Origin of the sequence: Nocardia sp. NPDC088792 (genome assembly GCF_044750615.1) — a bacterium.
Lineage (GTDB): Bacteria > Actinomycetota > Actinomycetes > Mycobacteriales > Mycobacteriaceae > Nocardia.
This window is the reverse complement of record NZ_JBIVKC010000002.1, coordinates 919,404-945,078: the sequence shown is the minus strand read 5'-3', so window position 1 is coordinate 945,078 and position 25,675 is coordinate 919,404. Positions and strand designations below refer to the sequence as shown.

At 68.9% G+C, this 25,675-nt stretch carries 18 protein-coding genes; 8 read left to right on the top strand and 10 right to left on the bottom strand.

Annotated features, from left to right (window positions below; translation table 11 throughout):
- Window positions 1-116: 116 nt before the first annotated feature.
- Window positions 117-1,286: an acyl-CoA dehydrogenase family protein gene (locus tag ACIP5Y_RS13560; protein ID WP_400350054.1), complete on the top strand. Its 1,170-nt coding sequence runs from the start codon at window positions 117-119 to the stop codon at window positions 1,284-1,286.
- Between the two features lie 9 nt (window positions 1,287-1,295).
- Window positions 1,296-2,420 (top strand): acyl-CoA dehydrogenase family protein, encoded by a 1,125-nt coding sequence (locus ACIP5Y_RS13555; protein WP_400350053.1) that lies wholly within the window; start codon window positions 1,296-1,298, stop codon window positions 2,418-2,420.
- 137 nt (window positions 2,421-2,557) lie between these two features.
- On the opposite strand, the gene ACIP5Y_RS13550 is transcribed toward ACIP5Y_RS13555, so the two are convergent.
- A complete protein-coding gene (locus ACIP5Y_RS13550; RefSeq protein WP_400350052.1) occupies window positions 2,558-3,082 on the bottom strand; it encodes a hypothetical protein in 525 nt (174 codons plus the stop codon).
- A gap of 319 nt (window positions 3,083-3,401) precedes the next feature.
- Between ACIP5Y_RS13550 and ACIP5Y_RS13545 the strand changes: the two genes are divergently transcribed.
- On the top strand, window positions 3,402-3,659 hold the full coding sequence (locus ACIP5Y_RS13545; RefSeq protein WP_400350051.1) for a hypothetical protein: 258 nt from the start codon (window positions 3,402-3,404) through the stop codon (window positions 3,657-3,659).
- A 65-nt stretch (window positions 3,660-3,724) separates the two neighbouring features.
- On the opposite strand, the gene ACIP5Y_RS13540 is transcribed toward ACIP5Y_RS13545, so the two are convergent.
- The 4 genes from ACIP5Y_RS13540 to ACIP5Y_RS13525 form a co-directional block, all read right to left on the bottom strand.
- Window positions 3,725-4,660, bottom strand: coding sequence for a hydroxymethylglutaryl-CoA lyase (locus ACIP5Y_RS13540; protein WP_400350050.1), 936 nt, complete (start codon window positions 4,658-4,660; stop codon window positions 3,725-3,727).
- Window positions 4,660-5,871: a CaiB/BaiF CoA transferase family protein gene (locus tag ACIP5Y_RS13535; protein WP_400351267.1), complete on the bottom strand. Its 1,212-nt coding sequence runs from the start codon at window positions 5,869-5,871 to the stop codon at window positions 4,660-4,662. The genes ACIP5Y_RS13540 and ACIP5Y_RS13535 overlap by 1 nt, the downstream gene beginning before the upstream one ends.
- A gap of 139 nt (window positions 5,872-6,010) precedes the next feature.
- Window positions 6,011-6,967, bottom strand: a complete 957-nt coding sequence (locus ACIP5Y_RS13530; RefSeq protein WP_400350049.1) for a TauD/TfdA dioxygenase family protein — start codon at window positions 6,965-6,967, stop codon at window positions 6,011-6,013.
- Between the two features lie 116 nt (window positions 6,968-7,083).
- Window positions 7,084-7,854 carry a deoxyribonuclease IV gene (locus tag ACIP5Y_RS13525; RefSeq protein WP_400350048.1) on the bottom strand — a complete coding sequence of 257 codons (771 nt, stop codon included), beginning with the start codon at window positions 7,852-7,854 and terminating at the stop codon, window positions 7,084-7,086.
- A gap of 182 nt (window positions 7,855-8,036) precedes the next feature.
- Here ACIP5Y_RS13525 and ACIP5Y_RS13520 point away from each other — a divergent pair, with 182 nt between their 5' ends.
- The 4 genes from ACIP5Y_RS13520 (at window position 8,037) to ACIP5Y_RS13505 (ending at window position 15,435) form a co-directional block, all read left to right on the top strand.
- Window positions 8,037-10,328: a serine/threonine protein kinase gene (locus ACIP5Y_RS13520; protein WP_400350047.1), complete on the top strand. Its 2,292-nt coding sequence runs from the start codon at window positions 8,037-8,039 to the stop codon at window positions 10,326-10,328.
- Between the two features lie 67 nt (window positions 10,329-10,395).
- The gene (locus ACIP5Y_RS13515; protein WP_400350046.1) at window positions 10,396-12,075 is read left to right on the top strand and encodes a serine/threonine-protein kinase; all 1,680 of its coding nucleotides are present in this window, start codon (window positions 10,396-10,398) and stop codon (window positions 12,073-12,075) included.
- A 61-nt stretch (window positions 12,076-12,136) separates the two neighbouring features.
- A complete protein-coding gene (locus ACIP5Y_RS13510) occupies window positions 12,137-12,910 on the top strand; it encodes an ABC transporter ATP-binding protein (RefSeq protein ID WP_400350045.1) in 774 nt (257 codons plus the stop codon).
- Entirely contained in the window at window positions 12,910-15,435 is a 2,526-nt protein-coding gene (locus ACIP5Y_RS13505) for an ABC transporter permease (RefSeq protein WP_400350044.1), read from the top strand. Before ACIP5Y_RS13510 ends, ACIP5Y_RS13505 begins: the two co-directional genes overlap by 1 nt.
- A gap of 60 nt (window positions 15,436-15,495) precedes the next feature.
- Here ACIP5Y_RS13505 and ACIP5Y_RS13500 read toward each other — a convergent pair whose 3' ends face one another.
- From ACIP5Y_RS13500 to ACIP5Y_RS13480, 5 genes are all read right to left on the bottom strand, one after another.
- On the bottom strand, window positions 15,496-16,842 hold the full coding sequence (locus ACIP5Y_RS13500) for a protein kinase (RefSeq protein ID WP_400350043.1): 1,347 nt from the start codon (window positions 16,840-16,842) through the stop codon (window positions 15,496-15,498).
- Window positions 16,843-17,047: 205 nt separating this feature from the next.
- On the bottom strand, window positions 17,048-18,217 hold the full coding sequence (locus tag ACIP5Y_RS13495; protein ID WP_400351266.1) for a VWA domain-containing protein: 1,170 nt from the start codon (window positions 18,215-18,217) through the stop codon (window positions 17,048-17,050).
- Between the two features lie 11 nt (window positions 18,218-18,228).
- A complete protein-coding gene (locus tag ACIP5Y_RS13490) occupies window positions 18,229-20,580 on the bottom strand; it encodes a DUF5682 family protein (RefSeq protein ID WP_400350042.1) in 2,352 nt (783 codons plus the stop codon).
- Complete coding sequence (locus ACIP5Y_RS13485) at window positions 20,577-21,677, bottom strand: AAA family ATPase (protein ID WP_400350041.1); 1,101 nt, start codon at window positions 21,675-21,677, stop codon at window positions 20,577-20,579. Before ACIP5Y_RS13485 ends, ACIP5Y_RS13490 begins: the two co-directional genes overlap by 4 nt.
- Window positions 21,674-24,943 carry an SWIM zinc finger family protein gene (locus ACIP5Y_RS13480; protein WP_400350040.1) on the bottom strand — a complete coding sequence of 1,090 codons (3,270 nt, stop codon included), beginning with the start codon at window positions 24,941-24,943 and terminating at the stop codon, window positions 21,674-21,676. The genes ACIP5Y_RS13485 and ACIP5Y_RS13480 overlap by 4 nt, the downstream gene beginning before the upstream one ends.
- A gap of 363 nt (window positions 24,944-25,306) precedes the next feature.
- Between ACIP5Y_RS13480 and ACIP5Y_RS13475 the strand changes: the two genes are divergently transcribed.
- Window positions 25,307-25,591 (top strand): SelT/SelW/SelH family protein, encoded by a 285-nt coding sequence (locus ACIP5Y_RS13475; protein ID WP_400350039.1) that lies wholly within the window; start codon window positions 25,307-25,309, stop codon window positions 25,589-25,591.
- Window positions 25,592-25,675: the final 84 nt, after the last annotated feature.

The window sequence follows — 25,675 nt, the reverse complement described above, 5'->3', positions numbered from 1 at the left end:
AGCTCTGCTCGAGAGCCGGGAGGGCGAGCCGTCCGGTCGGTGTGATCCGGCCGACAACCCGGGCATTACCGGGGGGTAAGTTTGTAGGCGACACCACAGCAACGCTGGGAGATGCAATGAAGCTTGCCCTGTCACCCGATGAGGTGAAATTCCGCGACGAACTGCGCGATTTCTACCGCACCAAGATCCCGGCGGAGATCCGCGACCGCGTGAAATACGGCCTCGAACTCTCGCGCGACGACATCGTCACCACCCACCGCATCCTCAACGAGAACGGTTACGCCGTCCCGAAATGGCCCGTGCAGTGGGGCGGCCGCGACTGGACCCCCATGCAGCGCCACCTCTGGGAAGACGAGATGCAGCTGGCCTCCGTACCGGAGCCGCTCACCTTCAACGCCCAGATGATCGGCCCCGTGATCGCCCAGTTCGGCTCCGAAGAACTCAAACAGCGCTTCCTGCCGCCCACCGCCAACCTCGACATCTGGTGGTGCCAAGGCTTTTCCGAGCCCGACGCCGGCTCCGACCTGGCCTCGCTGCGCACCACCGCGGTCCGCGACGGCGACTCCTACATCGTCAACGGCCAGAAGATCTGGACCACCCTGGCCCAGTACGCCGACTGGATCTTCTGCCTGGTGCGCACCGACCCGACCGTCAAGAAGCAGGCGGGCATCTCGCTGCTGCTCTTCGATGTGAAGACTCCCGGCGTCACCATCCGCCCGATCAAGCTCATCGATGGGCACCACGAGGTCAACGAGGTGTTCTTCGAGAACGTGCGGGTGCCCGCCGACCAGCTGGTGGGCGAGGAGAACATGGGCTGGACCTACGCCAAGTTCCTGCTCGGCAACGAGCGCACCGGCATCACCGGCGTCGGCCGCACCAAGGTCAAGCTGGGTGTCGCCAAAGAGTATGCGGCGCAGATCAAATCGGGTACCGGCACGCTGCTGGCGGATCCGGTGTTCGCGTCCCGTATCGCCGAACTGGAGAACGAGCTGCTCGCACTGGAACTCACGCTCATGCGTGTGGTGTCGAATTCCAGTGACGGCAAACCGAATCCGGCCTCCTCGGTGCTGAAACTGCGCGGATCCGAACTGCAGCAGGCCGCCACCGAACTGCTCCTGGATATCGCGGGCCCGGACGCGCTGCCGGTGAACACGGAGGGCATCGCCTCGCCCGGCTGGGCGCAGCGCAGCGGACCCTCGTACCTCAACTACCGCAAGACAACCATCTACGGAGGTTCCAGCGAGGTGCAGCGCACCATCATCGCCTCCACCATCCTCGGATTGTGAGCTGCCGCCATGGATTTCGAACTCACCGATGAACAGGTCATGCTGCGCGATACGGTCCGGGACCTGCTGGGCCGGGCGTACGACCCCGAGAGCCTGCTGAAGACCGTCGACACCGAACTCGGCTGGAAGCGCGACGTCTGGCGGCAGCTCGCCGAACTCGGCGTGCTGGGACTCGCCTTCGGCGAGGAGGACGGCGGCGTCGGCGCCGGACCCGTGGAGACCATGGTCGTGCTCGAGGAGGTCGGCCGGCGGCTCGCGCCGGAACCGATTCTGGACGCGGTGCTGGTGCCCGGACTGCTCGTCGCCGGAGCCGGGACCGCTGCGCAGCGGCAGCGGGTACTGCCCGAGGTGATCGGCGGCGAGCGGCTGCTGGCCTTCGCCGACGAGGAACCCGGAACCCGCGGGCCCGCAATCGAACTCGCGACCAAGGCGGCTGCGAACGGTGACGGTTACACGCTCACCGGCGTCAAGAACCCCGTGCCGCACGGTGACTGCGCCGACCGGTTCGTGGTGAGCGCCGCCCTCCCCGACGGCAGCCTCGGCCTCTTCCTGGTCGACGCCGACGCCGCGGGCGTCACCCGCACCCCCTTCCGCACCTTCGACGAGCGCCGCGGCGCCCAGCTCGAATTCGCCGGTGCACCTGCCGAACTCCTCTCCGGCGGGGACGCGCGGGCGGCCCTCGCCGCGGCGACCGCGCAGGCGCAGGCGAGCCTGTGCGCCGAATCGCTCGGCGCCATGGAGGAGGCCCTCCGCCTCACCACCGAATACCTGAAGACCCGCAAGCAGTTCGGCGTCACCCTGTCCAAGTTCCAGACCCTCACCCAGCGGGCCGCGAACATGTACGTGTCCCTCGAACTGGCCCGCAGCATGAGCCGCTACGCCTCCGCCGCCCTGGCCGACGACGTCACCGACCCGGTGGTCGCCGCCCGCGCCCGCCTCCAGGTCGGCCGCTCCGCCCGCCACATCGGCCAAGAGGCGATCCAGATGCACGGCGGCATCGGCATCACCGCCGAATACCCGGTGAGCCACTACGTCGCCCGCCTCACGGCCATCGGCCGCACCCTCGGCGGCGACCTGGAACACCTGCGCGTACTCAGCTCTCGCGTAAGCGATTACACGCTCGTCGAGTTCTAGCAGCGCCGGCCCTGGCGGCACCGGCCGCCAGGGCCGAAACCTCTTGTCCGCCGGCCCCGTTCGCGGATCGCGCGGGCGCAGTCCCTACTAGGGCGCCGTGGCCGGGGGATCGCCGGCCGCTCGTCGGCGCGGGTTGCTCAGCCGCCGTGGGCGTCGTCGCCGGCGGGCTGGTCGGTGGTGGTGGTCGGGGGCGCGGAGGTGGTGCCGGCGCCGTCGTCCGACGGGGTGAAGGGGTATGTGGGGTAGGTGCTTTCGGGGCGCGAGGTGGTGCGCGGGGCCGTGGGGCGCGTCCAGGTGGTGCGCGGGGCCGTCGTCAGCAGGGGGTCGTCGGCGCCGGGGTCGCCGGGGAGTGCGGTGGTGCTGCTGAAGGGGGTGTAGCTGTGGCGGGGCGGCTGGTCGGCGGCGACGCGCCAGGTGGGGGAGGGCGGGATGACGACGGCGGGCGTGCTGGTCGCCTTCGAAGTCTCCGGTGCCGCTTGCAGATCCGCGTTCATGGGCGGTGGCGCCACGTAGGTGTCCTGATGGCCCAGGCCGCACGCGCCGATGAGTACGAGGCCGAGCGACACCGCGCCGATCGCACCCATGACACCGACCACGGGCTTGGGTAGGCGGCGCAGCGGGGTGGCGCCGCGCTCATCCGCGGCGGCGTTGCTGCCGTCCATTGGGGGCACTCCTGTTTCGTGTCGAGTGGGCTCACCCTAACGGAGGCTGCGGTGTGGGGCCAGACGGATGCTCGGTTCGATAATCACGTCCGTACGGGGTGTTCTCGCAAGCCTCGAAAATATCTCAAACAGCGCTGATTCAGATATCGAATCAGTAAAGTCGGCGCGTTTTGCCCACGTGTCGTATGGACTTTTCGTTGCCGAGCCGTAATGTGTGTCCAAAGTTACACGGGAGACGCTCGAAAATAGCCGAGGGACGCGCCGCGATTCGCGGCCACGCTGCCGATTTGGTGCTTCGCAGAGCGTCATCGAGGAGTGGATGATGGGTGCATTCTCGACAACTCCATTGCGCGCAGCGACGCGCAGGGGAGCCACCGCGGCCGCACAGCCGTCGCGGGTGTCGGCAATCCTGGCCCGCATTGTCGCCTGGGTGATCTTCCTCGGAGGACTCACCGGCGCCGTCCTCGGCATCGCCGGTCTACGTGTCGAAATCACGGTCGCGGGGTTGATTCTCGCGTGCACGGCCGGTCTGGTGCTGTTGAAGTTGCGAGCCGACGCCGCCGCCTCCGGGCATTGATCCGGACAATCACGATCCGGTTGCTCGAATTCATTGGAGCAACCGGATAGCAAATAACGGATGAATTACTTGGGTGCAGGGATAACCCACTCGAAAGCTGCCGCTTTCGACCGGCTTCCCTCCGCCGCCCGCGACCGATTGGGCTCCCCGAGTTCCGACAGCAATCGCTCCGACATGCGCACCAGGGCCGCCAGCTCCGCAGGCGTGAACCACTCCGGGCGCGTGGCGAACAGCAGATCCTCACTCGACGTGTTCCCGGACGCACCCGGCGCGAACGGGCAGCCGCCCAGCCCGCCCAGCGAACCGTCCACCACACCCGCGCCCGCCGCAATGGCCGCAAGGGAATTCGCCACACCCATACCCCAGGTGTCGTGGCCGTGGAACACGATCCGATGCTCCGGCGTACCCCAATGCCCTTCCGCCGCCACGGAAGACAACAGCGCCCCCACCTGACCCGGGTACGCCTGGCCGAGCGTATCCGCGAGCACGATATCCGCCGCACCCGCCGCTCGCGGATCGTGCGCGATGGCCAGCACCCGCTCCGGATCCACCGGACCATCGAACGGGCAGGTGAAAGCCGTTGCCAGGCAGAGCTGAAGGCGGCCGTCCACCTCCTGCGCGAACCGCATCGCGGCCGGCATGGCCGCCAGGCTGTCCTCGGTGGTGCGGCCGATATTCGCCTTGTTGTGCGCGTCCGAGACCGAGAAGCAGTACTGGAAGTTGCGCACGCCGGCCGCGGCGGCCTTCTCCACATGCCGCGGCGTGGCCACCCACAGCCAGCAGCACGCCAGCTCCTCCGGGGTCAGCTCCGCGACCAGTTCGAGCGTATTGGCCATGGGCGGAACCAGATCGGGCCGCGCCATCGAGCCGATCTCCAGTTCGGGCACCCCCAGCGCGAGCAGCTCGCGCACGATCTCCACCTTGCGCTCGGTGGGCAGCACCTTCCCGGTGAGCTGCAAACCGTCCCGCAACGTCACATCCCGCAGGATCGCGCCGGCCATCACTTCACCTCCAGCGCAGCGATATCGGTATCGGTCATGCCGAGCAGGCCCGACAGCACCTCGTGGGTGTGCTCACCCAGATCCGGGCCGATATTGCGGATGTTCAGCGACTGTCCGCCGATCACCGGGACGATGCCGGGGAAGCCGACCTCCTTCGGTTCCGGCTCGCCCACGTCCACGCGGAAGGGCTGAATCATATTGCGTGCCTTGTACTGTTCGTCCGCGACGATATCGGCGGCGGTATAGATGGGGCCGCAGGGGATGGCCGCCGCCTCCAGGATCCACAATGCCTCGTCACGAGTGTGCTCGCGGGTCCATTCGGCGATCGAGGCATCCAGCCGTTCGCGATGCAGCCAACGGCCGGCGTTGTCCTGGAGCTCCGGATCGGCCGCGAGCTCCGGCCGCTCGATGACCTGCATGTACCGCTGGAAGATGGCATCGCCGTTGCCGCCGATGATGATCGAGTAGCCGTCGCTGGTCGGGTACGCATTGCTCGGGGCGATGCCCTCCATGCGCCCGCCGACCCGTTCCCGATTGATGCCGTAGGCCAGGTAGTCGGGTACCAGCGACTCCATCACGGAGAGAATGGATTCGTTCAGCGCCACATCGATGATGCGCTGGTCCAACGGGACTCGGCCGTCGCGGCGCTCGCGCTGGAACAAGGCCATCACGGTGCCGAAGGCGGCGTAGATGCCGGCGATCGAATCGCCGATGGATACGCCCACCCGCACCGGCGGCCGATCCGGGTCGCCCACGAGTTCCCGCAGCCCGCCGACCGCCTCGGCCACCGCCGCGAATCCGGGCCGCTGCGAGAGCGGTCCGGTCTGCCCGTAGGCCGAGATGCGGGTGATCACCAGATCGGGATTGATCTCGTTCAGCACGTCGGGCCCGAGCCCCCACTTCTCCAGCATGCCGGGCCGGAAGTTCTCCAGCAGCACATCGCAGTGCTGCAGCAGCTCCAGCACGATCTGCCGCCCGGCGTCGGTGCGCAGGTCCAGGGTGATCGACTTCTTGTTCCGGTTCACGGTCCGGTACAGCATCGAGGTATCCCCGCCGTACAACCGCCAATTCCGCAGCTCGTCACCGGTTTTCGGGCGCTCGACCTTGATCACCTCGGCCCCGAAATCCCCGAGTATCCGCCCCGCGGTGGGAGCCGCGACGTAATTACCCAATTCCAGTACCCGCACTCCGTCGAGCGGCCGAATCTCCATGGTCACAGTCTGAACGATAGAGATTGCCGGACGAGAAGAAAGGGCCGGTGCGACGGTCGAGAGTGGCGGCTGCCGTCGCACCGGCCGGGCCGCCGCCGCGTGACGCACGCAAGGACGGCACGATGCGGCGGGGTTCGGGTCAGGCCGCCTTCGGGGTGACCTGCTCGATGATCGAGTAGTGCTCGGCATTGCCCTGGATGATGGTGCTGGCATCGCCGTGCACGCCGACCGGGACATCGCCGGCCAGGGTGATGCGGGTGAGGCGGCGCGGCTGGCCGTCGTAGTCGTCGACGGCGTAGTGCTGGGTGGCGCGGTTGTCCCAGATCGCGACATCGCCGAGCTGCCAGTTCCAGCGGGTGGTGTGCTCCAGCCGGGTGACGCGCGCCTGCAGCAGCTGGAACAGCGACTGCGATTCGGCCGGGGTGAGGCCGACGAAGCCCTTCACGAAATGGCCGAGCAGCAGCGCGCGTTCGCCGGTGACGGGGTGCACCCGCACCACCGGGTGCTCGGTCTCGTAGTAGGTGGACTGGAATTCCTCGCGGTACGCCTTGATATTGGCGTTCAGCGCGGCATCGCCGGTGTGCTCGGTCTCGGTGCGGTCGGCCGCGTAGTCGTAGGAGTTGGTGTGGCGCGCACGCAGGTTCTCCACCAGCACCTTCAGCGGTGCGGGCAGCGCCTCGTAGGCGGCCACGGTGGAGGCCCAGGTGGTGGAGCCGCCGTAGGACGGCAGGTGCACCGCGCGCAGGATGGACGCCTTCGGAACGCGGTCCACGAAGGTCACATCCGTGTGCCAGCTGTTCGCGCGGCCGTACTCCGAATCGATGGGCAGTGTCTTGACGCCCTTGGAGGTGACGGTCGGGTGCGGGGTGGTGGGGGCGCCCAGCAGCTGCGCGAACTCGTACTGCGCGTCCTCGGTCAGATGCTCCTGGCCGCGGAAGAAGATGACCTTGTGCTCGTGCAGCGCATCCTGAATGGCCTGCACGGTCACCGAATCCAGGTCGCCGCCGAGACGGACGCCGTCGATTCGAGCGCCGATCTTGCTGCCGAGCTTGACGGCCGTGACGGTGGAGTTGGCGGATGCGTATTCGACGGACATACAAAACCTTTCGCTCGCCCCGTGCGGGTGCCGCTGCGCGCCCCTTCGGGTCCTACCGAGCACACCACTGCAGGCAGGCTGCAAAACAGGTTCAGGATCAGTCCGATCGAAAAGTGCTATCCCACATGCTCCCGTAGATACTTCAGATCCTCGGCCACACCCTCGGCGGGCGTCTCCAGGATGACCGGCGCATCGGCGGTCCGGCACACCTCCGCCAGTAGCTCCGGTTCGATGGTGCCGTCGGCGAAATTGGCGTGCCGGTCGGCCCCGGAATCGAAGGCGTCGCGCGAGGAGTTCAGGTGCACCAGGTCGATGCGGCCGGTAATGGCCTTGATCCGCTCGACAATGCCGACCAGTTCCTCACCGCCCGCCCACGCGTGGCAGGTGTCCAGGCAGAACCCGGCCCCGAACTCGCCCACCGCATCCCACAGCCGCCCGATATCGTCGAAATACCGTGCCATGGCGTGACTTCCGCCCGCGGTGTTCTCGATGAGGATCGGCACCGGGAACCCGCCCTTCTCCGCCTGACGCTGGAACAGCTTGCGCCAGTTGACGAAGCCCTCCACCATCTCGGCGTCGGAGCGGACATGCCCGCCGTGCACCACCAGGCCGAACGCGCCCAGCTCCGCCGCGGCCTTCGCCTGCTGGGCCACCGCGTTGCGGGAGGGCATGCGCAGGCGGTTGTTCACCGACGCCACATTGATCTGATACGACGAATGCACCACCACATCGATGGGGCTGGCCTTGATCTCCGCCGCGCGCGGATGCGGTGCGGGCTTGTCCCACCCCTGCGGATCCACCACGAACAGCTGAATGACATCGGCGCCGAGCCGCTCGCCGAAGCCGATCGGATCGCTGTCCAAACGGACATGGGCACCTATTTTCATGGCCACAGCCTATCGCCGACCCCCGACAGGTAAGCCCCGTAAGCAAACGTTCAGTGTTGCGCAAGCGCGGCCTGCGTAGATAGATCCATAGCGGGATACGTAGGAGAATTCGAGCTCGGACCCGGATCGTGGCCTGCTGCTATGGTTTCGGTGTTTTTCGAGGTGGGAAGTGGGAGCTGGTCATGCTGTCCGAAGGTGACGTCTTCGCCGGCTATGTCATCGAGCGGCAACTCGGCCGCGGTGGCATGGGCTCGGTGTACCTGGCCAAACATCCACGCTTGCCGCGGCTGACGGCGCTCAAGCTGCTGAACCGGGAAATGGTCTTCGACAAGGAGGTCCGCGCCCGCTTCGAACGCGAGGCCGACCTGGTCGCCCAGCTGGACCACCACAATATCGTCACCGTCTACGATCGCGGGCTCGAAGACGGGCAGCTGTGGATCTCCATGCAGTACATCGACGGCATCGACGCCGCCAGCGTGAGCCCGCAGGCGCTGCCGCCGGAACGCGCCGTGCAGATCGTGGCCGAGACCGCCGAGGCGCTGGACTACGCGCACCGCAACGAGGTGCTGCACCGCGACGTCAAGCCCGCCAACATCCTGCTGGCCCGCTCCACCGGCGGTAAGGGCGAGCGCGTCTACCTCACCGACTTCGGCATCGCCCGGCTGCGCGACGACAGCGGCCACCTCACCCAGACCGGCACCTTCACCGCCACCCTGGCCTACGCCTCGCCCGAACAGCTCACCGGCTCCGCCCTGGACGGCCGCTCCGACCAGTACTCGCTGGCCTGCACCCTGTTCTGGCTGTTCACCGGCGCGGGCCCGTTCCAGGCCACCAACCCTGCCGCCGTCATCCAGGGCCACCTCCAGCAGCCTCCGCCCCCGCTCAGCAGCGCGCGCCCCGGCCTGCCCCCGGCCATCGACATGGTCCTCGCCAAGGCCATGGCCAAACGCCCCGAGGAACGCTTCGCCACCTGCAGCGATTTCGCCGCCGCCGCCAAACAGGCCCTCACCGCCCCCAGCACCCCCGCCCTCCCCTTGGTCGGCCGCCCGCCCACCACTCCACCCATGCCGACCTACGGCCAGCCCTACACCGCCGGCCCCAACCCGACCGCCGGGCCGTACACCGCCGGCCCGAATCCGACTGCCGGACAATACGTCGCGGGCCAGAACCCCGCGGCCGGCCAGTATTCGGCGGGCCAGAACGTGGCCGGAGGCCAATACACACCGGGGCAGAACCCGGCCGCCGCGCAATTCCCGGCCGGCTCGAATCCGACCGGGGGACAATACGTCGCGGGCCAGAACGTGGCAGGTGGGCAATACGCAGCCGGTCAGAACCCGGCTGCCGGACAGGTTTCCGGGGTGGGCCAATATCCCGCCGGGGCGAATCCGACTGCGGGACAGTACGTTGCCGGTCAGGGCCCTGCGGCGGGACAGAGTGCGCCGGGAGGCCGGCACGCCGCCGCGGATCCGACCCCGGCCGCGGGCCAGTACCCGCCGGGCGTGAATCCGGCTGCGGGGCAGTACACCCCGGGTCAGACCCCCGTGGCCGGGCAGTATTCGTCAGGTCACAGTGTCGTCGGCGGGCAATATGCCGGCGGCCAGAACCCGGCTGCCGGACAGGTTTCCGCGGGCGGGCAGTACGGTGCCGGTTCCAATCCGGCTGCCGGGCAGTATGTCCCGGGGCAGAGCGGCGGGGTGCAACCGTACAGTGCGGCCGCCAATCCGCAGGCGCGGCCGTACAGTGCGCCGGCGAGCCAGGCCGCGTCGTCGAATCAGTACGCGCAGGCGCCCGCCTACAACTATGGCGGGGCGGGTGGGCGGCCGCCGGTGCCGCCGAAGAAGTCCAGGGCCGGGCTGATCATCGGGATCATCGTCGCGGTGGTGGTGCTGGTGGTCGTGGCTGCCGTGGTAGTGGTCGCGGTGGGCGGGAGCAGCAGTAATTCTTCCAGCGGGACCTCGAGTACCACGAAGCCGGCGACGACCACGGCTCCGGCCTCCGCGCCGCAGACCCCGACCACGGCGGTCGACTGGTCCACGGTCAGCAAGTCCTTCCCGAATCTGGTCCCGCAGACCAAGGACGGCGACAAGGGCTACAACAGCGCCAGCTGCTGGCTGGTCGACCCGAGCTCGCCGCCCGCCAAGACCGACGGCGAACCCGATTTCGGCGGCTGGACGGTGCAGTGGCGCTGCTTCGGTGGTAACAGCAACGGCGATCCCTTCTACCGGCTCTACGCCTACCCGTCGACGGCGAAACTGCAGTCGGTGGTGAGCGCCCTGCAGCCCACCACGAAGTCGCAGGACACCAATGGTGGTAAGACCTACACCAACTACCAGTTGACCGATCAGAACCGGCCCCGCATGGTGACCGTCTTCACCGGCGATGCCGGCCGCTCCCAGTACCTGATGTACACCGACGGTGTGGTCGGCAGCATCGACGATGTCCTCAAATGGTGGCGTTCGGCCCCTCTGAACTGAGCTTGTGGCAATTGGCGCGGCAGGCGGCTAGGTTCGCTCCGAGGGACACGATGAAAGGGTTGGCTGTTTGCTGCGCGCCGGAGAGGTTTTCGCTGGTTACGAGATCGAGCGCGAACTAGGGCGCGGCGGTATGGGTTCGGTGTATCTGGCCCGCCATCCCCGCCTGCCGCGGTTGATCGCGCTCAAGCTGCTGAATCGGGACCTGTTCGGGGACATCGAGGTTCGTCGGCGGTTCGAGCGTGAGGCCGATGTGGTGGCCCGGCTCGAGCACCCGAATATCGTGCCCGTGTACGACCGGGGCATCGATGAGGACCAGCTGTGGATCGCCATGCGCTATATCGACGGCGTGGACGCGTCCGTGCTGGAGCCGTCGAATCTGCCGCCGCAGCACGCCATCCGGATCATCGGCGAGACCGCGCGGGCGCTGGATTTCGCGCATCGCCGCGGCGTGCTGCACCGGGATGTGAAGCCCGCGAACATCCTGCTGGAGCGCATGGACGGCGAGGAACGGGTGTTCCTGGCCGACTTCGGCATTGCGCGACTACGCGATGATCAGACCAAGCTCACCCAGACGGGGTCGTTCACCGCGACGCTGACCTATGCGTCGCCGGAGCAGCTCTCGGGCCAGCCACTGGATCCCAAGACCGACCAGTATTCGCTGGCCTGCACCCTGTTCCGCCTGCTCACCGGCACCGTGCCCTTCGCCGCCGAACATCCGGTCGGCATCATCCACGGCCACCTCAGCACACCCCCGCCGGCGGTCAGCGCGCTGCGCCCCGGCCTGCCGCCGGCCCTGGACCCGGTCCTGGCGCGCGCCCTCGCCAAGCATCCCGACGACCGCTTCGCCAACTGCCTGGACTTCGCCAATGCCGCGCAACAGGCCTTGACGAACCCCGCGGCCGCCACCGCCGTCATGAGCCCGCGCCCGGTGTCCGATCCGCGCCTGCAGCAGGTGCCACCGGGCGCATCCCGTTCCGTGCCAACCCAATTCGCGCAGCCGACCGCGCCCTTCCCGCCCGCGGGGACACCCACCCGGCGCCGGCCGGTCCCGCCGCCGCGCCGCAAACGCTCGAAACTGCGTGGCTGCCTGATGACCACGGCCGCCATCCTGGCGATCATGGTGGTCGGCCTCGGCGCGCTGACCATCTACCTGGAGCGCGGCCAGCGCTCGAACTCCGCGGCGCCCAGCGCCCCCGCGACCCCGGTCCCCACCACGGACGAGACGGACACCACCACCGCCCCACCCACGACCACCCCCGCCGTACCCGACCACCTCGGCGGCTACGCCGAGCGCCTCAGCCAGCGCTTCCCGGCGATGCTGCCGCTCGCCGATCCGGAGAAGGACGTCAACACCGGAACCGGCTACCAGGGCGCGAACTGCACCACCTACGGCAAGAGCACGCCGCCGCCGACCACCGGCGCCGACGATCCCGACCTCGGCGACTGGACGCTGCTGTGGCAGTGCGCCGGCGGCGGCAACCGTGCCGCCTATCGTTTCGTGCTCTACGAGTCGCCGGCCGATGTGCAGGCCGCCATCGCCGCGCTGCCCGCGAACACCAAGTCGTCGGTCACGGCCAACGGGCACAACTACACCAACTATGTGCTGCAGGGCAGTCAGCTGTTCCGGCCGCGCATGGTGACCGAATTCGACGACGGCACGAATGTGCGCTATCTCATGTACAGCGCCGGCTTCATCGCCACCGACGACGACCTCGTCAACTGGTGGAAGGGCGCCCCCGTGAATTGAGGGCAGCGGTCCGGGTTTTTCCGGATGGCGCGGCCTGCGTGTTCTCGACACACTGGACACCATGACTTCGAACGTCTCGGAATCCGTCGTCCAGGAGCAGGACGCCGGCGGCGTCGCCGCCCGCGCCACCGATCTGGTGAAGACCTACGGATCCGGCGATACGCAGGTCCGCGCACTGGCCGGGGTGACGGCCGAGTTCGCGAAGGGGGAGTTCACCGCGATCATGGGTCCGTCGGGCTCCGGCAAGTCCACCCTCATGCACTGCCTCGCCGGACTCGATTCCGCCTCCGGCGGCAGCGTCCACATAGGTGATACCGATCTCACCCGGCTCTCGGACAAGGAGATGACCCAGTTGCGGCGCGACCGCATCGGCTTCGTCTTCCAGGCGTTCAATCTGGTGCCGACGCTGACCGCGCTGGAGAACATCACGCTGCCGCTGGACATCGCGGGCCGCAAGCACGACGAGGAGTGGCTGTCCACGGTGGTGAAACGGCTCGGCCTGGGGGACCGGCTCACCCACCGCCCCAGCGAACTCTCCGGCGGCCAGCAGCAACGCGTGGCCTGTGCGCGTGCGCTGGCGGGCAAGCCGGACATCATCTTCGGCGACGAGCCGACCGGCAACCTGGATTCGCACTCCTCCGGTGAGGTGCTGTCCATCCTGCGCGCGGCCGTCAGCGAATTCGGGCAGACCGTAGTGATCGTGACGCACGATCCGCGCGCCGCCTCCTACGCCGACCGCGTGGTGTTCCTCGCCGACGGGTCCGTCGTCGACGAATTGCGTGACCCTACGGCCGATTCCGTGCTCGACAAGATGAAATCGCTGGAGACCATCTGATGGCCGCAAGCCCCATGCGCAAGGTTGCCTTGCGCAATCTTGCCGCGCACAAAGTGCGGTTGTTCCTCACGGTGCTGTCGGTGGTGCTGGGCACCGCCTTCATCTCCGGCTCGTTCATCTTCACCGACACCCTGCAGAACACCTTCAACGGCATCTTCGCCGATCAAGCCAAGGGTGTCGACGTACGCGTCTCACCCAAAGAGGTGCAGTCCCTGGGTATTCCGCAGGATGTGGTGAACAAGATCGTCGCCACGCCCGGCGTGCGCACCGCCGCACCGGCGGTGAACGGGCCCGTCGTGCTGCTGAAGGACGGGCACGCCGTCCAGACCGGCGGCGCACCCACCATCGGCCAGTCGTATCTGCCGCCGGACAAGGCGGTCGCCCAGCCGGACAAGTTCCTCCTGGGCGGGCCACCCACCGAGCCGGGTGAGATCGCCATCAACAAGGGCGGCGCGGACCGGGCCGGGCTGCACGTCGGCGACAAGACGACCGTGCTGGTGCCGTCCAAGGGCAATATCGACGTCACCGTCAGCGGCATCTACGACATCTCCTCCAATACCGGCGGATTCATCGCACTCGAATTCGACGACTCGCAGGCCCGCCAGCTGTTCACCGACGGCCAGCACGTCGCCTACGTCGACATTGCCGCGAAACCTGGTGTGAAAGCCGATGATCTGCGCGACACCCTGAAGAAGGCCCTGCCCGACTACAAGGTGCAGGACGGCGATCAGGTCCGTGCGGACATGAAGGCCCAGCTCGGCAATGCGCTGAAGTTCATCAACTACTTCCTGCTCGCGTTCGGATCCATTGCGCTGCTGGTGGGTACGTTCATCATCTACAACACCTTCTCCATGCTGGTGGCGCAGCGGCTGCGGGAACTCGCGCTGCTGCGCGCCATCGGCGCCAGCCGCGGGCAGATATCCCGTTCCGTGGTGGGCGAGTCGCTGATCGTCGGATTGATCGGCAGCGCACTGGGTCTCGCGGCCGGCGTGGGCCTGGCCTTCGGGCTGTCCGGCCTGCTCAATGCGTTCAAACTGGGCCTGCCGACCGGCACCATGCAGCTGGAGCCGCGCACCGTACTGGTGGCGCTGGGCGTCGGCGTGGTGGTGACCGTGGCCAGCGCCTACGCGCCGGCCCGGCGGGCGTCCCGGGTACCGCCGGTGGAGGCCATGCGCGAGGAGTTCGCCTCGGCCGGAGAATCCCTGCGGCTGCGCACGATGATCGGCGCCGCGCTCGCGGTGGCGGGTGTGGCGCTGGTGGTGGTCGGCGCGCGCGGCACCGGCGGCGGCGCGGCGACCGTGGTCGGAATCGGCGCGGCGGCACTGATCTTCGCGGTACTGCTCGCTTCGCCGGCGCTGTCCCGGCCGGTGCTGACCGGGCTCGGATTCCTGGTGCGGCCGTTCGGGCCGATCGGGCGGATGGCCAAGAACAATGCGATCCGCAATCCGCGGCGCACCGCCGCCACCGCCTTCGCGCTCACCCTCGGCCTGATGCTGGTGACCGCCATCGGCATGCTGGGTTCCTCGGCCAAGGCCAGCATCAGTGATCTGGTGGACAAGGGCGTCACGGCCGATTACATCCTGGCCGGGCCGCCCGGCCAGCTCATCGGCGTCCCGCTGGCCGCCACACCGGCGGTACAACAGGTGCCCGGCGTGCAGGATGTGGTGGCGTTCCACGGAATCGCGTTGAAGGTCGGCGACAAGCAGGTGACCGGCACCGTGCCCGAGGGGCCGATGAAGGATGTGCTGAACTACGACGTCCGGCACGGCACCGACCAGCTCGGCGACAACGACATCATGGTGTCGGAAACCTATGCCGCCGAACATAATTGGAAGGTCGGGCAGCAGGTCGACGTGACCAGCCTGGACTTCAAGAAGTATCAGGTCACGGTCGCGGGCGTGTACAAGGACACCCAGCTGCTCGGTTCGCTGGTCGCGCCGATGGCCTTGTACGAGAAGACCGTTCCGCCCAGCTACCAGAGCAGTTTCCTGGTGCTGCTGAAGGCGAAGCCGGGCGCGAACCTGACCACCATGCGCGGTGACCTGGTGAAGGCCACCGAGAAGTACGTCATCGTGCAGGTGGAGGACCGCAACGACTTCAAGGGCGCGCAGGGCAAGCAGATCGACACCCTGCTGGCCATCCTCTACGGGCTGCTGGCGCTGGCGGTGGTCATCGCCATCCTCGGCATCGTCAACACCCTCGCGCTGTCGGTGGTGGAGCGGCGGCGTGAGATCGGCATGCTGCGCGCGGTCGGCATGCAACGACCACAGGTGCGGCGCAGCATCTATCTGGAGTCCATGCTCATCGCCGTGTTCGGCGCGCTGGTGGGGGTACTGCTCGGCATCGGGCTGGGCGAGGGATTCCTGCGCACGCTCAAGGATCTCGGGATCGCCACCATTGCCGTGCCGTGGGGGCAGATCGTGATCATGGTGCTGGCTTCGGGCGTCGTGGGCGTACTCGCGGCATTGTGGCCGGCGGTGCGGGCGGCGCATACGCCGCCGCTGGCGGCCATCGCGGATCTGTAGGAGAGCGAACAGGGGCCCCGCCGGAAAGGTGGGGCCCCTGTTGCTTTCGGAGCGTGAGCGTCAGAGCGTGATACGGAAAGGCTTGTCGCCCAACGCGTTGTCGTGGTTCAGGTAGCTCTCGAACGACAGCGTCACCACGCCGGGCGCGGGCTGCCCGTCGGCCTTCGACTTACTGGCCTTGACGATCACGGCCACCACGATGATCAGCACGATCAGCACCGCGACGATGCCGAAGACGATCCAGCCGATCGGCGCCCCCGACTTGCGCTGCGGCACCGGGTAACCCGGCGGCGTGGGGCGGGGCGAATAGGTCGGCGCCTGATACGACGGCATCTGATTCGCAGACGGCATCTGATTCGTGGCAGGTATCTGATTCGTGTAGGCGGGCCCGTAAGCCGGCCGCTGGCTGGGCGCCACCTGCGGCCGGGGCGTCGCCGGCGTGGGCTGGCGCGCGGGCGGCTGCTGCTGGATCACCGGCTGCGGATGCACCGGGGTGGGCGGGCGCGGGGCCACCACCGGCTGCTGAGCCACGATGGGCTGCGGGCGTACGGGAGTCGGCGGGCGCGGCGGGACCGGTGGAGTCGACAGGGCGCGTTCCACGGCCGCGGCGAATTCGACGCAGGAGCGGTATCGATCCGCCGGCCGCTTCGCCAGCGCGCGGGCCAGCACACCGTCGAGGGCGCGCGGCAGGCCCTGCCGCAGCGGACTGACCGGGGGCGGCGGCTGCTGCAGATGACCGCGGATCACCGCGGCCGGGCTGGTGCCCTCGAACGGGACAGTGCCCGTCAGCAATTGGAACAGGGTGCAGGCCAGTGAGTACTGGTCGGAGCGGCCGTCCAGGGTGGCGCCGGTGAGCTGTTCGGGTGACGCGTAGGCGAGGGTCGCGGTGACCGTGCCGGTCTGGGTGAGGTGACCGGTGTCGTCGCGCAGCCGGGCGATGCCGAAGTCGGTGAGATAGACGCGCTCGCCGCCGGTCTTGCTGGAACGGGCCAGCAGGATATTGGCGGGCTTCACATCGCGATGCAGGACATTGCGCCCGTGCGCGTAGTCCAGGGCCTTGGCGGTCTCACCGATGATCTGCGCGGCCCGCTGCGGTGGCAGGGCGGTGGCCGGCACCGCCGAGGCGTTCACGCCGTCGATGTACTGCATGGAGATCCATAGCTGCTCATCCTCGGTGCCGCGGTCGTAGACCGTGACGATGTTCGGATGATCCAGCTGCGCGACCAGATCGGCTTCCCGGATGAACCGGGCGCGAATCTCGTCGTCGGAGAACATCTCCTGATTCAGTAGCTTCAGCGCCGTCAGCCGCGGCAGCCGCGGATGCTTGGCCAGGTACACCGAGCCCATACCGCCACGACCGAGCTCACGTTCGATGACGTAACCAGCAAAAACATCACCAGAGCGCAAAACCGAGCCCCCGTTCTGTGTTCAATCTGCCCTTCGCTTCGCTCCGGGCGTGTTCGCGGCGCTGGAGGTCTCGTTCTTCCCTCCCTCCGCTCCTCCGCTGCGCTCCCCCGCTCCAAGGCGGAGGCCTATCAAGCCGCAGTCCAGAACGAGACGCGCCGCGAACTCTCGGAGTGGGCAGCACCAGGGGCACATTCTGCCAGCTTTGTCATGGTCGGCCAGCGTTGGTGTGAGCCCAGGTCTGGACGTCTCCTCTATCCAGGGCGACTGCGAGCAGATCTGGGAAGCGGTCGGGGGTGCAGGCGAAGGCGGGGACGCCGAGCGCCGTGAGCGCGGTGGCATTGTCGCGATCGTAGGCCGGGGCGCCGTCGTCGGAGAGTGCGAGCAGCACCACCACTTGGACGCCCGCCTCCTTCATCGCGCGCACGCGGCGCAGCATTTCGGCGCGCACGCCGCCTTCGTAGAGGTCCGAGATGAGGACGAACAGGGTGTCGGCCGGGCGGGTGATGAGCGATTGCGAATAGGCGATGGCGCGATTGATATCGGTGCCGCCGCCCAATTGGGTGCCGAACAGCACGTCGACCGGATCGGCCAGCTTCTCGGTGAGATCGACCACCGCGGTGTCGAACACGACCAGGGAGGTCTTCAGCGACCGCATGGTGGCCAGCACCGCGCCGAAGACCGAGGCGTAAACCACGCTGGACGCCATGGATCCGGACTGGTCGATGGCGAGCACCACATCGCGGCGCACGGCCTGCGCCTTACGGCCGTAACCGACCAGTCGTTCCGGCACCACGGTGCGATGCTCCGGCAGATAGTTCGCGAGATTCTTGCGAATGGTCCGGTCCCAGTCGATGTCTCGCAGTTTCGGCCGCGAGACCCGGGCCGCCCGATTCAGCGCCCCGCCCACCGCGGCCACGGTCCGCGCCGCGATCCGCCGCTCGATCTCCCGCACCACCTTCTCCACCACCGTCCGCGCGGTGGCCTTGGTGGTCTCCGGCATCACCCGGTTCAGGCTCAGCAGCGTGCCCACCAGATGCACATCGGGTTGGACGGCTTCCAGTAGTTCCGGCTCCAGCAGCAGCTCGGTCAGATTCAGCCGCTCCACCGCATCCCGCTGCATCACCTCGATCACCGTGGACGGGAAGTAATTCCGGATATCCCCGAGCCACCGCGCCACCGATGGCGCGGACCCGCCCAGCCCACCCGACCGCCGGCCACTGTTGCCGCTCCGCCCATCCGAGTCGTACAACGCCCCCAGCGCCCGATCCATCGCCACATCATCGGCCGCCCCCAGCCCGCCCCCGTGCGCCCCCTCGGCCGGCGCCCCCAGCACCAACCGCCAACGCCGCGACCGGCTTTCGCCGACCTCGCTCATGCCGTCGTCGTTCATGCTGTCACTCCCAGGATTTCGAGTGCGGCGGACAAGGCCAGTTCGCCGCGCGCGGTGTCGTATCCGGTGGTCGCCGTGCCGGTGTTCGCGGGTGCGCCGCCGTGGCGGACGGACTGTGCGATGGCCTGGCGTTCGCCGGTGTCGAAGGCGCCGAAGGTGCGGCGCAGCAACGGCAGGGTCGCGACGAACTGATCTTCCTCCAGGCCGCACAGCCAGGAATCGATGAGGCCCAGCAGGTTTCGATCATGAACCAGTAGCAGGCCGCGGCCGCCCAGGAACCCGTCGATCCAGCCCGCCTTGTCGGCGGCGGTGCGGCCCACCGACAGGGCCGCGGATAGTCGGCGAGCCGACTCCTCCGAATCGATGAGTTCGGCGTCGCACAGCAGGCGGACCGCTCGGCCGACCAGGCCGCCGTGCACGTCGTCGCGGTCGGCGAGCGTATGCAGCGCGGCCAGCCAGGTCGCGGTCGCCCACTCGTTGTCGCGGGCCGAAAGGGCCAGGTGCGCGGCGTCCATCAGGGCACGCAGCTGATTCGCGGAGTCGGCGTCCAGACCGGTGACGGCGCTCGGGAGGCCCGCGCAGCTGCGGACCAGGAGACTGTCGGCCACCCGGGTGAGGGCGGCGGTATCGGTGCCGCGCACATCGCCGTAGCGCAGGGTGCGCAGCAGGCCCGGTAGCGCCGAAAGCAGATGGGTGACGTCGTGGTCCAGGGCCGCAACGGATTCCAGGCGCGCGATGAGGCCGTCGGTCGCGCCGCCCAGATCGGCGAGCAGGGCCGATTCCAGGGCCGCGGACACGATGCTCACGGTGGCGTCCGGATTCGCCACGGTGTCCAGGACTTTCGCCTCCGCGGCGGTCTGCAGGGTGGTGCCCCAGCGGGCCGCCTCCACCACGGCAATGGCCAGCTCCGGCCGCCATTGCAGCGACCAGGTCTCCCGGAACGTTCCGGTATTGCGCACCTGACTGTCGGTGAGCCGGCCCCAGCCGATACCCAGCAGCCGGAGCCGGTGCAGCAGGCGGGATCTCGCGACGCCGCCGTCGGTGCGCAGGTCCAGATCCACGATGCGTTCGAGGGCCTGCTGTTTCAGGCGCAGCGTCTTGATCTGCGCCCGCAGGTCCGCCTCCAGCGGGACCGTCGGCGTGCCGTCCGGCACCGTGCCCATGGCCTCCCCGACCACGAGTTCGGTGCTGACCAGCCGCAGCATGGTCTCGTCGCCGTCGCAGAGCACGGCCCGGGTGGCCTCGGTGACCTCCGAGAGTCCGGCCAGCGGGCGTCCGCGCAGCACCGCGAGCGTGTCGGCGAGGCGCACGGCTTCGATGATGTGCGCGCTGGATACGGGTAGATCATGGGCGCGCAGGATGCCCGCCACCTTGGTGAGCCAGCGCGCGATCGGCTGCTCGGTCTCGGTGAACAGGTGGTGGTACCAGCCGGGCGAGGTGATGCCCGCGCCGTAGCCGGAGGAGCCGGCCAGCCGGGAATGCGTCCACGGCACCCACGTCAGGGTGGCCTTCCCCTTCGGCAGGCCCTTCAGGATGCGGGCATCCGCGACAGCCGGGCCGAGTTTGCCCTCCAGGGCCGGCGCATGCCAGGCGCCGCACACCACCGCGAGCCGTTGCGCGCCCTCCTTCAACACCTTTCGCATGACCTGCCGCATATGCGCCTCACGCCGCAGCGTGTGCGAGTCGACCACGATCCGCAACCGCGCCAACTCCGGCTCCGAATCCTGCTGCGCCCCGGCCCCGGACCCTTCCGGCGGGGCCGTGTGCTCGGATTCCGATTCTGCCGCCGGTACGGCCTGCGTTGCCGGCTCGGCCTGGTGTTCGGCCTCCTCGCGGAGCGCCGCCATGGCCTCGTTCACGGCGGTGAAAATATCGGCGTCCGAGGTGGATTCGACAATGGCGTCCCACCAGCGCTCGGCATCGTCGTAACCGCCGGCGGCGGCCAGGATGCCCAGCGGGTCGGTGCCGTCGCCCGGCTCGTTCTCCAGGGCCAGGGTGGTGGCGGCGGGCAGATCGCAGAAGCCCACGCGCACCTCGTTTTCCACCGCGTAGGACAGCGCCTGCCACTCCGGGGAGAACACCGCGAACGGCCACATGGCCGCGTGCGATGGCCGATCCGGCTGATAGCCCAGCACCGCCACCGGCGGCCGCATGTCTTCGGCCGCGAGGTAGCCGATCAGTGGATCGGCGTCCGCCGGTCCCTCGATGAGAATGGCGTCGGGAGAGAACTTCTCGAGCGCCAGGCGCAGTGAACGCGCCGAGCCGGGGCCGTGATGGCGGATACCGAAGACCCGGGTCTCCGCCCCCACTGCCGCGCTCGTCTCCCGCGCCGCGGCCGGCACGGTCATCGGTGCACCTCACGGCAGGCGCGGTAGAAGTCGGCCCAGTCCGGGCGCTGTCGCACCACGGCCTCCAGGTACTCGGTCCACACCACCTGGTCGGCCACCGGATCCTTGACGACCGCGCCCAGCACCGCGCCCGCGATATCCGGTGCGCGCAGTACGCCGTCGCCGAAATGCGCTGCCAGGGCGAGGCCATTGGTGATGACCGAGATGGCCTCGGCCGTGGAGAGCGTGCCGGACGGCGACTTCAGCTTGGTGCGGCCGTCCTCGGTCATGCCCGAACGCAATTCGCGGAAGACCCGCACCACCCGGCGCACCTCCTCGGCGGCGGCCGGGACGGCGGGCAGTTCCAGTGCGGCGCCGAGCTGTTCGACGCGGCGGGTCACGATGGCGACCTCTTCGTCCTCGCCCGCCGGCAGCGGCAGCACCACCGTATTGAAGCGGCGGCGCAGCGCGGAGGAGAGTTCGTTGACGCCGCGGTCGCGGTCATTAGCGGTGGCGATCAGATTGAAGCCCTTGGCCGCCTGCACCTCGGAGCCGAGTTCCGGTACCGGGAGCGTCTTTTCGGACAGCACGGTGATCAGCGCGTCCTGCACATCCGACGGGATGCGGGTCAGCTCCTCCAGCCGGGCGATGGAACCCCGGCGCATGGCGGTCATGATCGGCGAGGCCACCAGGGCGGCCTCGCTCGGGCCCTCGGCCAGTAGGCGGGCGTAGTTCCAGCCGTAGCGGATGGCTTCCTCGGCGGTGCCCGAGGTGCCCTGCACCAGCAGGGTGGACTGCCCGGAGATCGCGGCCGCGAGATGCTCGGACACCCAGGTCTTGGCGGTGCCGGGCACGCCGATGAGCAGCAGCGCCCGGTCGGTGGCCAGGGTGGCGACCGCGACCTCCATGAGGCGGCGCGGGCCCACGTACTTCGGGGTGATCACGGTGCCGTCCGGCAGGGCGCCGCCCAGCAGATAGGTGACCACCGCCCACGGGGACAGCCGCCAGGACGGCGGGCGCGGGCGGTCATCGGCGGCCGCCAGGGCCGCGAGTTCCTCGGCGAAGGCCTGTTCGGCGTGCGGGCGCAGCAGCGCGTCCTGCTCCTGAACGGTGGTCATTGCAGCTCCTCGAGCATCGTCTTGCGTTCGATAAGGTCATGGGCGAGCTGGTCGAAAGCCTGCTCCCAGTAGGGATCTCCGCATTTGCGGGCGATGCCGGTGACGGTGCCGGCCACGCTCACCGGGAAGTGCGCGGACGCGGCGCGGAACAGCGTCCGGTACGAGCCGGGCACCAGGCTCGGCGCGCCGGGGCGGTCGGCGCACAGCTCTGCCCGCTCCAGCAGTAGTCGTAACACGTGTTCGGCCATGGGAATCGGCCACGGCCGCGGCAGGGCGCGGAGCAGCGATTCGATCTCGGCCAGCCAGCTGGAGTCCAGGCGTCGCAGATGCCGGATCTGATCTTCGAGGGGCTGCATGGCGAAGAGCTCGCGCAACTTCTCGCTGTCCGCCTCGCCCGCCTGCTGTGCGGCATAGGCGCCGAACAGGGCCCGCGCCCACACCGGATTCCGCTGTGCCAGTGCGGCGTCCGACCAGCCCGCGAACATGGGCCCGCGCACGCCCTCGGCCATGGCGGCCTGCACCGCCTTGTCCGCCGGGCCGAGCACGCGCTCCCAATGCGTCAGCGGTGTCGCGGCGGCCACCCGGTGCAGCCATTCACCCGACAGATCCGGTGCGCCGTCGGCCCGGTAAGCGGTGTACCCGAACGAATCTCCCACCCCATCGCGCCGCGCGGCATCGTCGAGGACGCCCGGTCCGGTGGTGGTCAGCTCGAGCCGCGTCAACCGCCGCCCGAAGCTCACCCACGCCCCCGCCCGCTCCGCCATCCGCCCCGCGAACGCCGAATCCGGCAGCCGCCCCAGCAGATCCGCGGCCATCCGCCGCACCTCGGCCCGCCGATCCTCCAGCGCCGCCTCCAGCAATCCCTCATCCTCGAGCGAGAGCCCGTCCGCCAGCACCCCCAGCAGTTCGGCCTTCCCCGCCCCCGCCTCACTGCTCCACGAACTGCTCAACGCCAGCCACGCCGCCCCCGGATTCCGGCGCCGCAACTGCGCCAGCCACATCCGCCGCTCGGTGGCCCGCCCGTGCGACCACACCGACTGATCCTCCACCGCGGCCCGCACCAGCGTCCGCCATCCGGGATGCTGCCCCGCCAGCCACCGCCCCCGCGCCCCCGCCAGCCGCAACAACGCCTCCCGATGCCCGGCGAGCGCCTTGGCCCGCTCCAGCAGCACGCTCACCAGACCATCCGGCGCCCGGTAATCCCGCCTGCCCGCGGCCGCGAACCATTCATCCAGGAACGGCGAATTATCCGCCAGCAACGCGCCCAACCGCCCCGCCGCCGCCTCCGGCAACAGCAGCCGCCCATCATCCTCGGCCGCCGCAGCCAGCTCCGCCGTCCCGGCCACCATCCCGCCGCGAGTGAAACAGTGTTGCAGCGCAACGGATTCAAGCAGTACCGCCGCGGTGTCCCGCCGATTTGCCCGAGTACCCGCGCCCGCGTCGACGGAATCGGCTTGTACCTCCTGGGCCCCGGCCGCAGCCTGCAGTCCGGAGCCGGAGCCGGAGCCGGAGCCGGAGCCGGAGCCGGAGCTGGAGCCGGAGCCGGAGCCGGAGCCCTTTGTCTGTTCCGCCGCACCGCCGCCGGACTCGGCAGCGACCCCGTTGGGCTCGGCGGCAATGTCATCGGGCTCCGCCGCTGCGTCATGGGGCTCCGCCGCTGCGTCATGGGGCTCCGCCGCTGGGCCATGGGGCTGCGGTGTACTGGGGCTGGGCTCTGCTCCCGCGCCGAGTCGTGCGGCTGCTGCGGCGACCGGTACCGGCAATCCCGAGTACTCGGGCGCGCGCCGGCCCGTACCGAGCAGTGCAGCCGAGACCAGTTCGGCACTCGCGCCGGGTGATCCGGCGGCGGCCGCGGCAGGCAAGCGACCCGTCATGCCTTCCGTCGCGGTGATGTTCACGGCGACTCCATTAGCGAAGGCCGCGACCGGCAGCAGTCCGTCGATGCCCCACTCACCGATCACCGTGACGGGATGCCCGCCCGAGAGCCCCAGCAGCCGCCACGGCTCCCCGTCCGCCACCGCCACCGGCAGTGCGGCGCCATCGGATTCCGCTACGTACCAACCGCTTTCGGTCCGCACCGGCACGACATCGGGCAGCAGTACCGGCCAGGACCGCAGAAACGGGTCGGCCCCCACGGCGACCGCGTAGTCGTGCAGCCCCGCCTCGATACCGCCGGACCGCCCGGCCTCGCTCGCCGTATCGATTCCGGTCGAGGCGGCGAAGTCGGTGGGGTTGTGGCCGGTGTTCCCGAACACCGGGCGGGGGATGGTGGTGAAGGGTTCCGAGATGGTGTGGCGGGTGCCCCAGAGGGCACGCAGGGGCGCGGCGCCCGGGTAGTAGTGGAGGTCGGCTTCGAGCTGGAAGCCGGCGGGTGGAGTGTCCATGGGGAAGGTGGGGCTGCCGTAGTGGTGGTCCACCAGGAGCGCCCAGCGGGCGGTGGTGCGGCCGCGCAGGTAGATCCGGCGGGTGTAGAGACTGTCTTCGGTGGTGGTGCGGATGCCGAGGACGAGCCAGGTGTCGCGGACGGCGGGTTCGGTGCGGACCGACTCGGCCGGAGTTTGGTAGCCGAGGTGGGCGCGCACCGTGGATTGCAGGGCGGGGGAGAGGGCATCGAGGCGGCGATGGGCCGTGGCGAGCAGGTGCAGGCGGGCGTATTCGCGCAGCAGTAGCTGCGGCCATTCGGAATGGTAGGCGACGCTGGACAATTGGCGCAGGGTGCCGGCCACGCCGGGGGCCTGCGCGTCGACCATGCGGGCGGCGACGGATTCGAAGGCGGTCAGCGAGCGGTCCGCCTGGGCGAGGCCGGTACGGATCTGATCGGTGAGCCAGGTGTCGAGATCGGCGAGCCCGGCCGCGACCCGCGCCCGGCGCTGATCGGCCGTCGCGCTCGCGGTCGTGCGCGGCGACTCCGTTTCGGGTGCGGCCTTTTTCGCGGCACGGACGGCGCGGCCGCCCAGCCAGTCCGCGGCGAAGTCGGCGATCGCGTCCGCGGGTGCGATTTCTCCGCTGGACCAGCACAGCAGTAGCGACAGCGCATGCTTGCACGGAAACTTGCGGCTCGGGCAGGAGCATTTGTACGCCGGGCCGGAGAGATCGACGATGGTTTGATACGGGCGGCTCCCACTGCCCTGGCACAGCCCCCACAGCGCGGTATCGTGCTGCCCGCTCGCGCTCCACTTGCCGCGCAGTTTCCGGGCGGCGGCGAGCGCGGAGGCATCGGGTGCGAGGGCCGCGATCTGCTCGGCGGTCCAGGCGGTGATGGTCATCGGTTCCCCCTTCCTCGGTTCCCTCGAAGTTGTATCGGAGAGGACCGACAAGTGCGTGGCGAGCGGTAACAGCCGGAAATTCGCTGTGTCGTAATGTGAAACAAGATCACTCGATGTGAAAAGGCTTGTGTAACAAGGTGAATTCGACGAACCGAAAGGTTTGTCTGGAGCTACCGTGGAGTCAGCACCACAGTCTCGGCCCCGACATCGCGCGATCGAAGGAGCTGACAGTGAATCCCCTCAACATCCTGAACATCATGAGCACAGGTTCGGCCGTAGTCTCCGACGCCTTCGGAATGCTCTCCGGTGTGCTCGGTCTACTCACCTACTTCCAGTAGGAACACCCCGCGATAAGGTGCCGTCATGGCCCGCGTCGCGATCGAATACTGCACCCAGTGCCGTTGGCTGCTCCGGGCGAGCTGGATGGCCCAGGAGTTGCTGTCCACCTTCGCCACCGACCTTACGGAAGTGGCGCTGGTGCCCGGCGAGGGCGGCGTCTTCCGCATCACGGTCGACGGCGAGCAGATCTGGGAACGCAAGGCGGACGGCGGTTTTCCCGAAATCGCCGTCCTCAAACAGCGGGTGCGCGACCGGGTGGCCCCCGGTCGCTCGCTCGGCCACGCCGACAAACCCGATACTGACCCGTAACGGCGCGCTGATCACGATCACAGTGCCGGAACCGATGGACTCGGTACTCTCGATTTACGGAGTACGAGGAGGTCGGCGTGAGCA

Excerpts from the sequence above, each read along its gene's own strand:
- ACIP5Y_RS13560 (WP_400350054.1), top strand. The coding sequence starts at position 117 with ATGAAGCTTGCCCTGTCACCCGATGAGGTGAAATTCCGCGACGAACTG.
- ACIP5Y_RS13555 (WP_400350053.1), top strand. The coding sequence starts at position 1,296 with ATGGATTTCGAACTCACCGATGAACAGGTCATGCTGCGCGATACGGTC.
- ACIP5Y_RS13550 (WP_400350052.1), bottom strand. The coding sequence starts at position 3,082 with ATGGACGGCAGCAACGCCGCCGCGGATGAGCGCGGCGCCACCCCGCTG.
- ACIP5Y_RS13545 (WP_400350051.1), top strand. The coding sequence starts at position 3,402 with ATGATGGGTGCATTCTCGACAACTCCATTGCGCGCAGCGACGCGCAGG.
- ACIP5Y_RS13540 (WP_400350050.1), bottom strand. The coding sequence starts at position 4,660 with ATGGCCGGCGCGATCCTGCGGGATGTGACGTTGCGGGACGGTTTGCAG.
- ACIP5Y_RS13535 (WP_400351267.1), bottom strand. The coding sequence starts at position 5,871 with ATGGAGATTCGGCCGCTCGACGGAGTGCGGGTACTGGAATTGGGTAAT.
- ACIP5Y_RS13530 (WP_400350049.1), bottom strand. The coding sequence starts at position 6,967 with ATGTCCGTCGAATACGCATCCGCCAACTCCACCGTCACGGCCGTCAAG.
- ACIP5Y_RS13525 (WP_400350048.1), bottom strand. The coding sequence starts at position 7,854 with ATGAAAATAGGTGCCCATGTCCGTTTGGACAGCGATCCGATCGGCTTC.
- ACIP5Y_RS13520 (WP_400350047.1), top strand. The coding sequence starts at position 8,037 with ATGCTGTCCGAAGGTGACGTCTTCGCCGGCTATGTCATCGAGCGGCAA.
- ACIP5Y_RS13510 (WP_400350045.1), top strand. The coding sequence starts at position 12,137 with ATGACTTCGAACGTCTCGGAATCCGTCGTCCAGGAGCAGGACGCCGGC.
- ACIP5Y_RS13505 (WP_400350044.1), top strand. The coding sequence starts at position 12,910 with ATGGCCGCAAGCCCCATGCGCAAGGTTGCCTTGCGCAATCTTGCCGCG.
- ACIP5Y_RS13495 (WP_400351266.1), bottom strand. The coding sequence starts at position 18,217 with ATGAGCGAGGTCGGCGAAAGCCGGTCGCGGCGTTGGCGGTTGGTGCTG.
- ACIP5Y_RS13490 (WP_400350042.1), bottom strand. The coding sequence starts at position 20,580 with ATGACCGTGCCGGCCGCGGCGCGGGAGACGAGCGCGGCAGTGGGGGCG.
- ACIP5Y_RS13485 (WP_400350041.1), bottom strand. The coding sequence starts at position 21,677 with ATGACCACCGTTCAGGAGCAGGACGCGCTGCTGCGCCCGCACGCCGAA.
- ACIP5Y_RS13480 (WP_400350040.1), bottom strand. The coding sequence starts at position 24,943 with ATGACCATCACCGCCTGGACCGCCGAGCAGATCGCGGCCCTCGCACCC.
- ACIP5Y_RS13475 (WP_400350039.1), top strand. The coding sequence starts at position 25,307 with ATGGCCCGCGTCGCGATCGAATACTGCACCCAGTGCCGTTGGCTGCTC.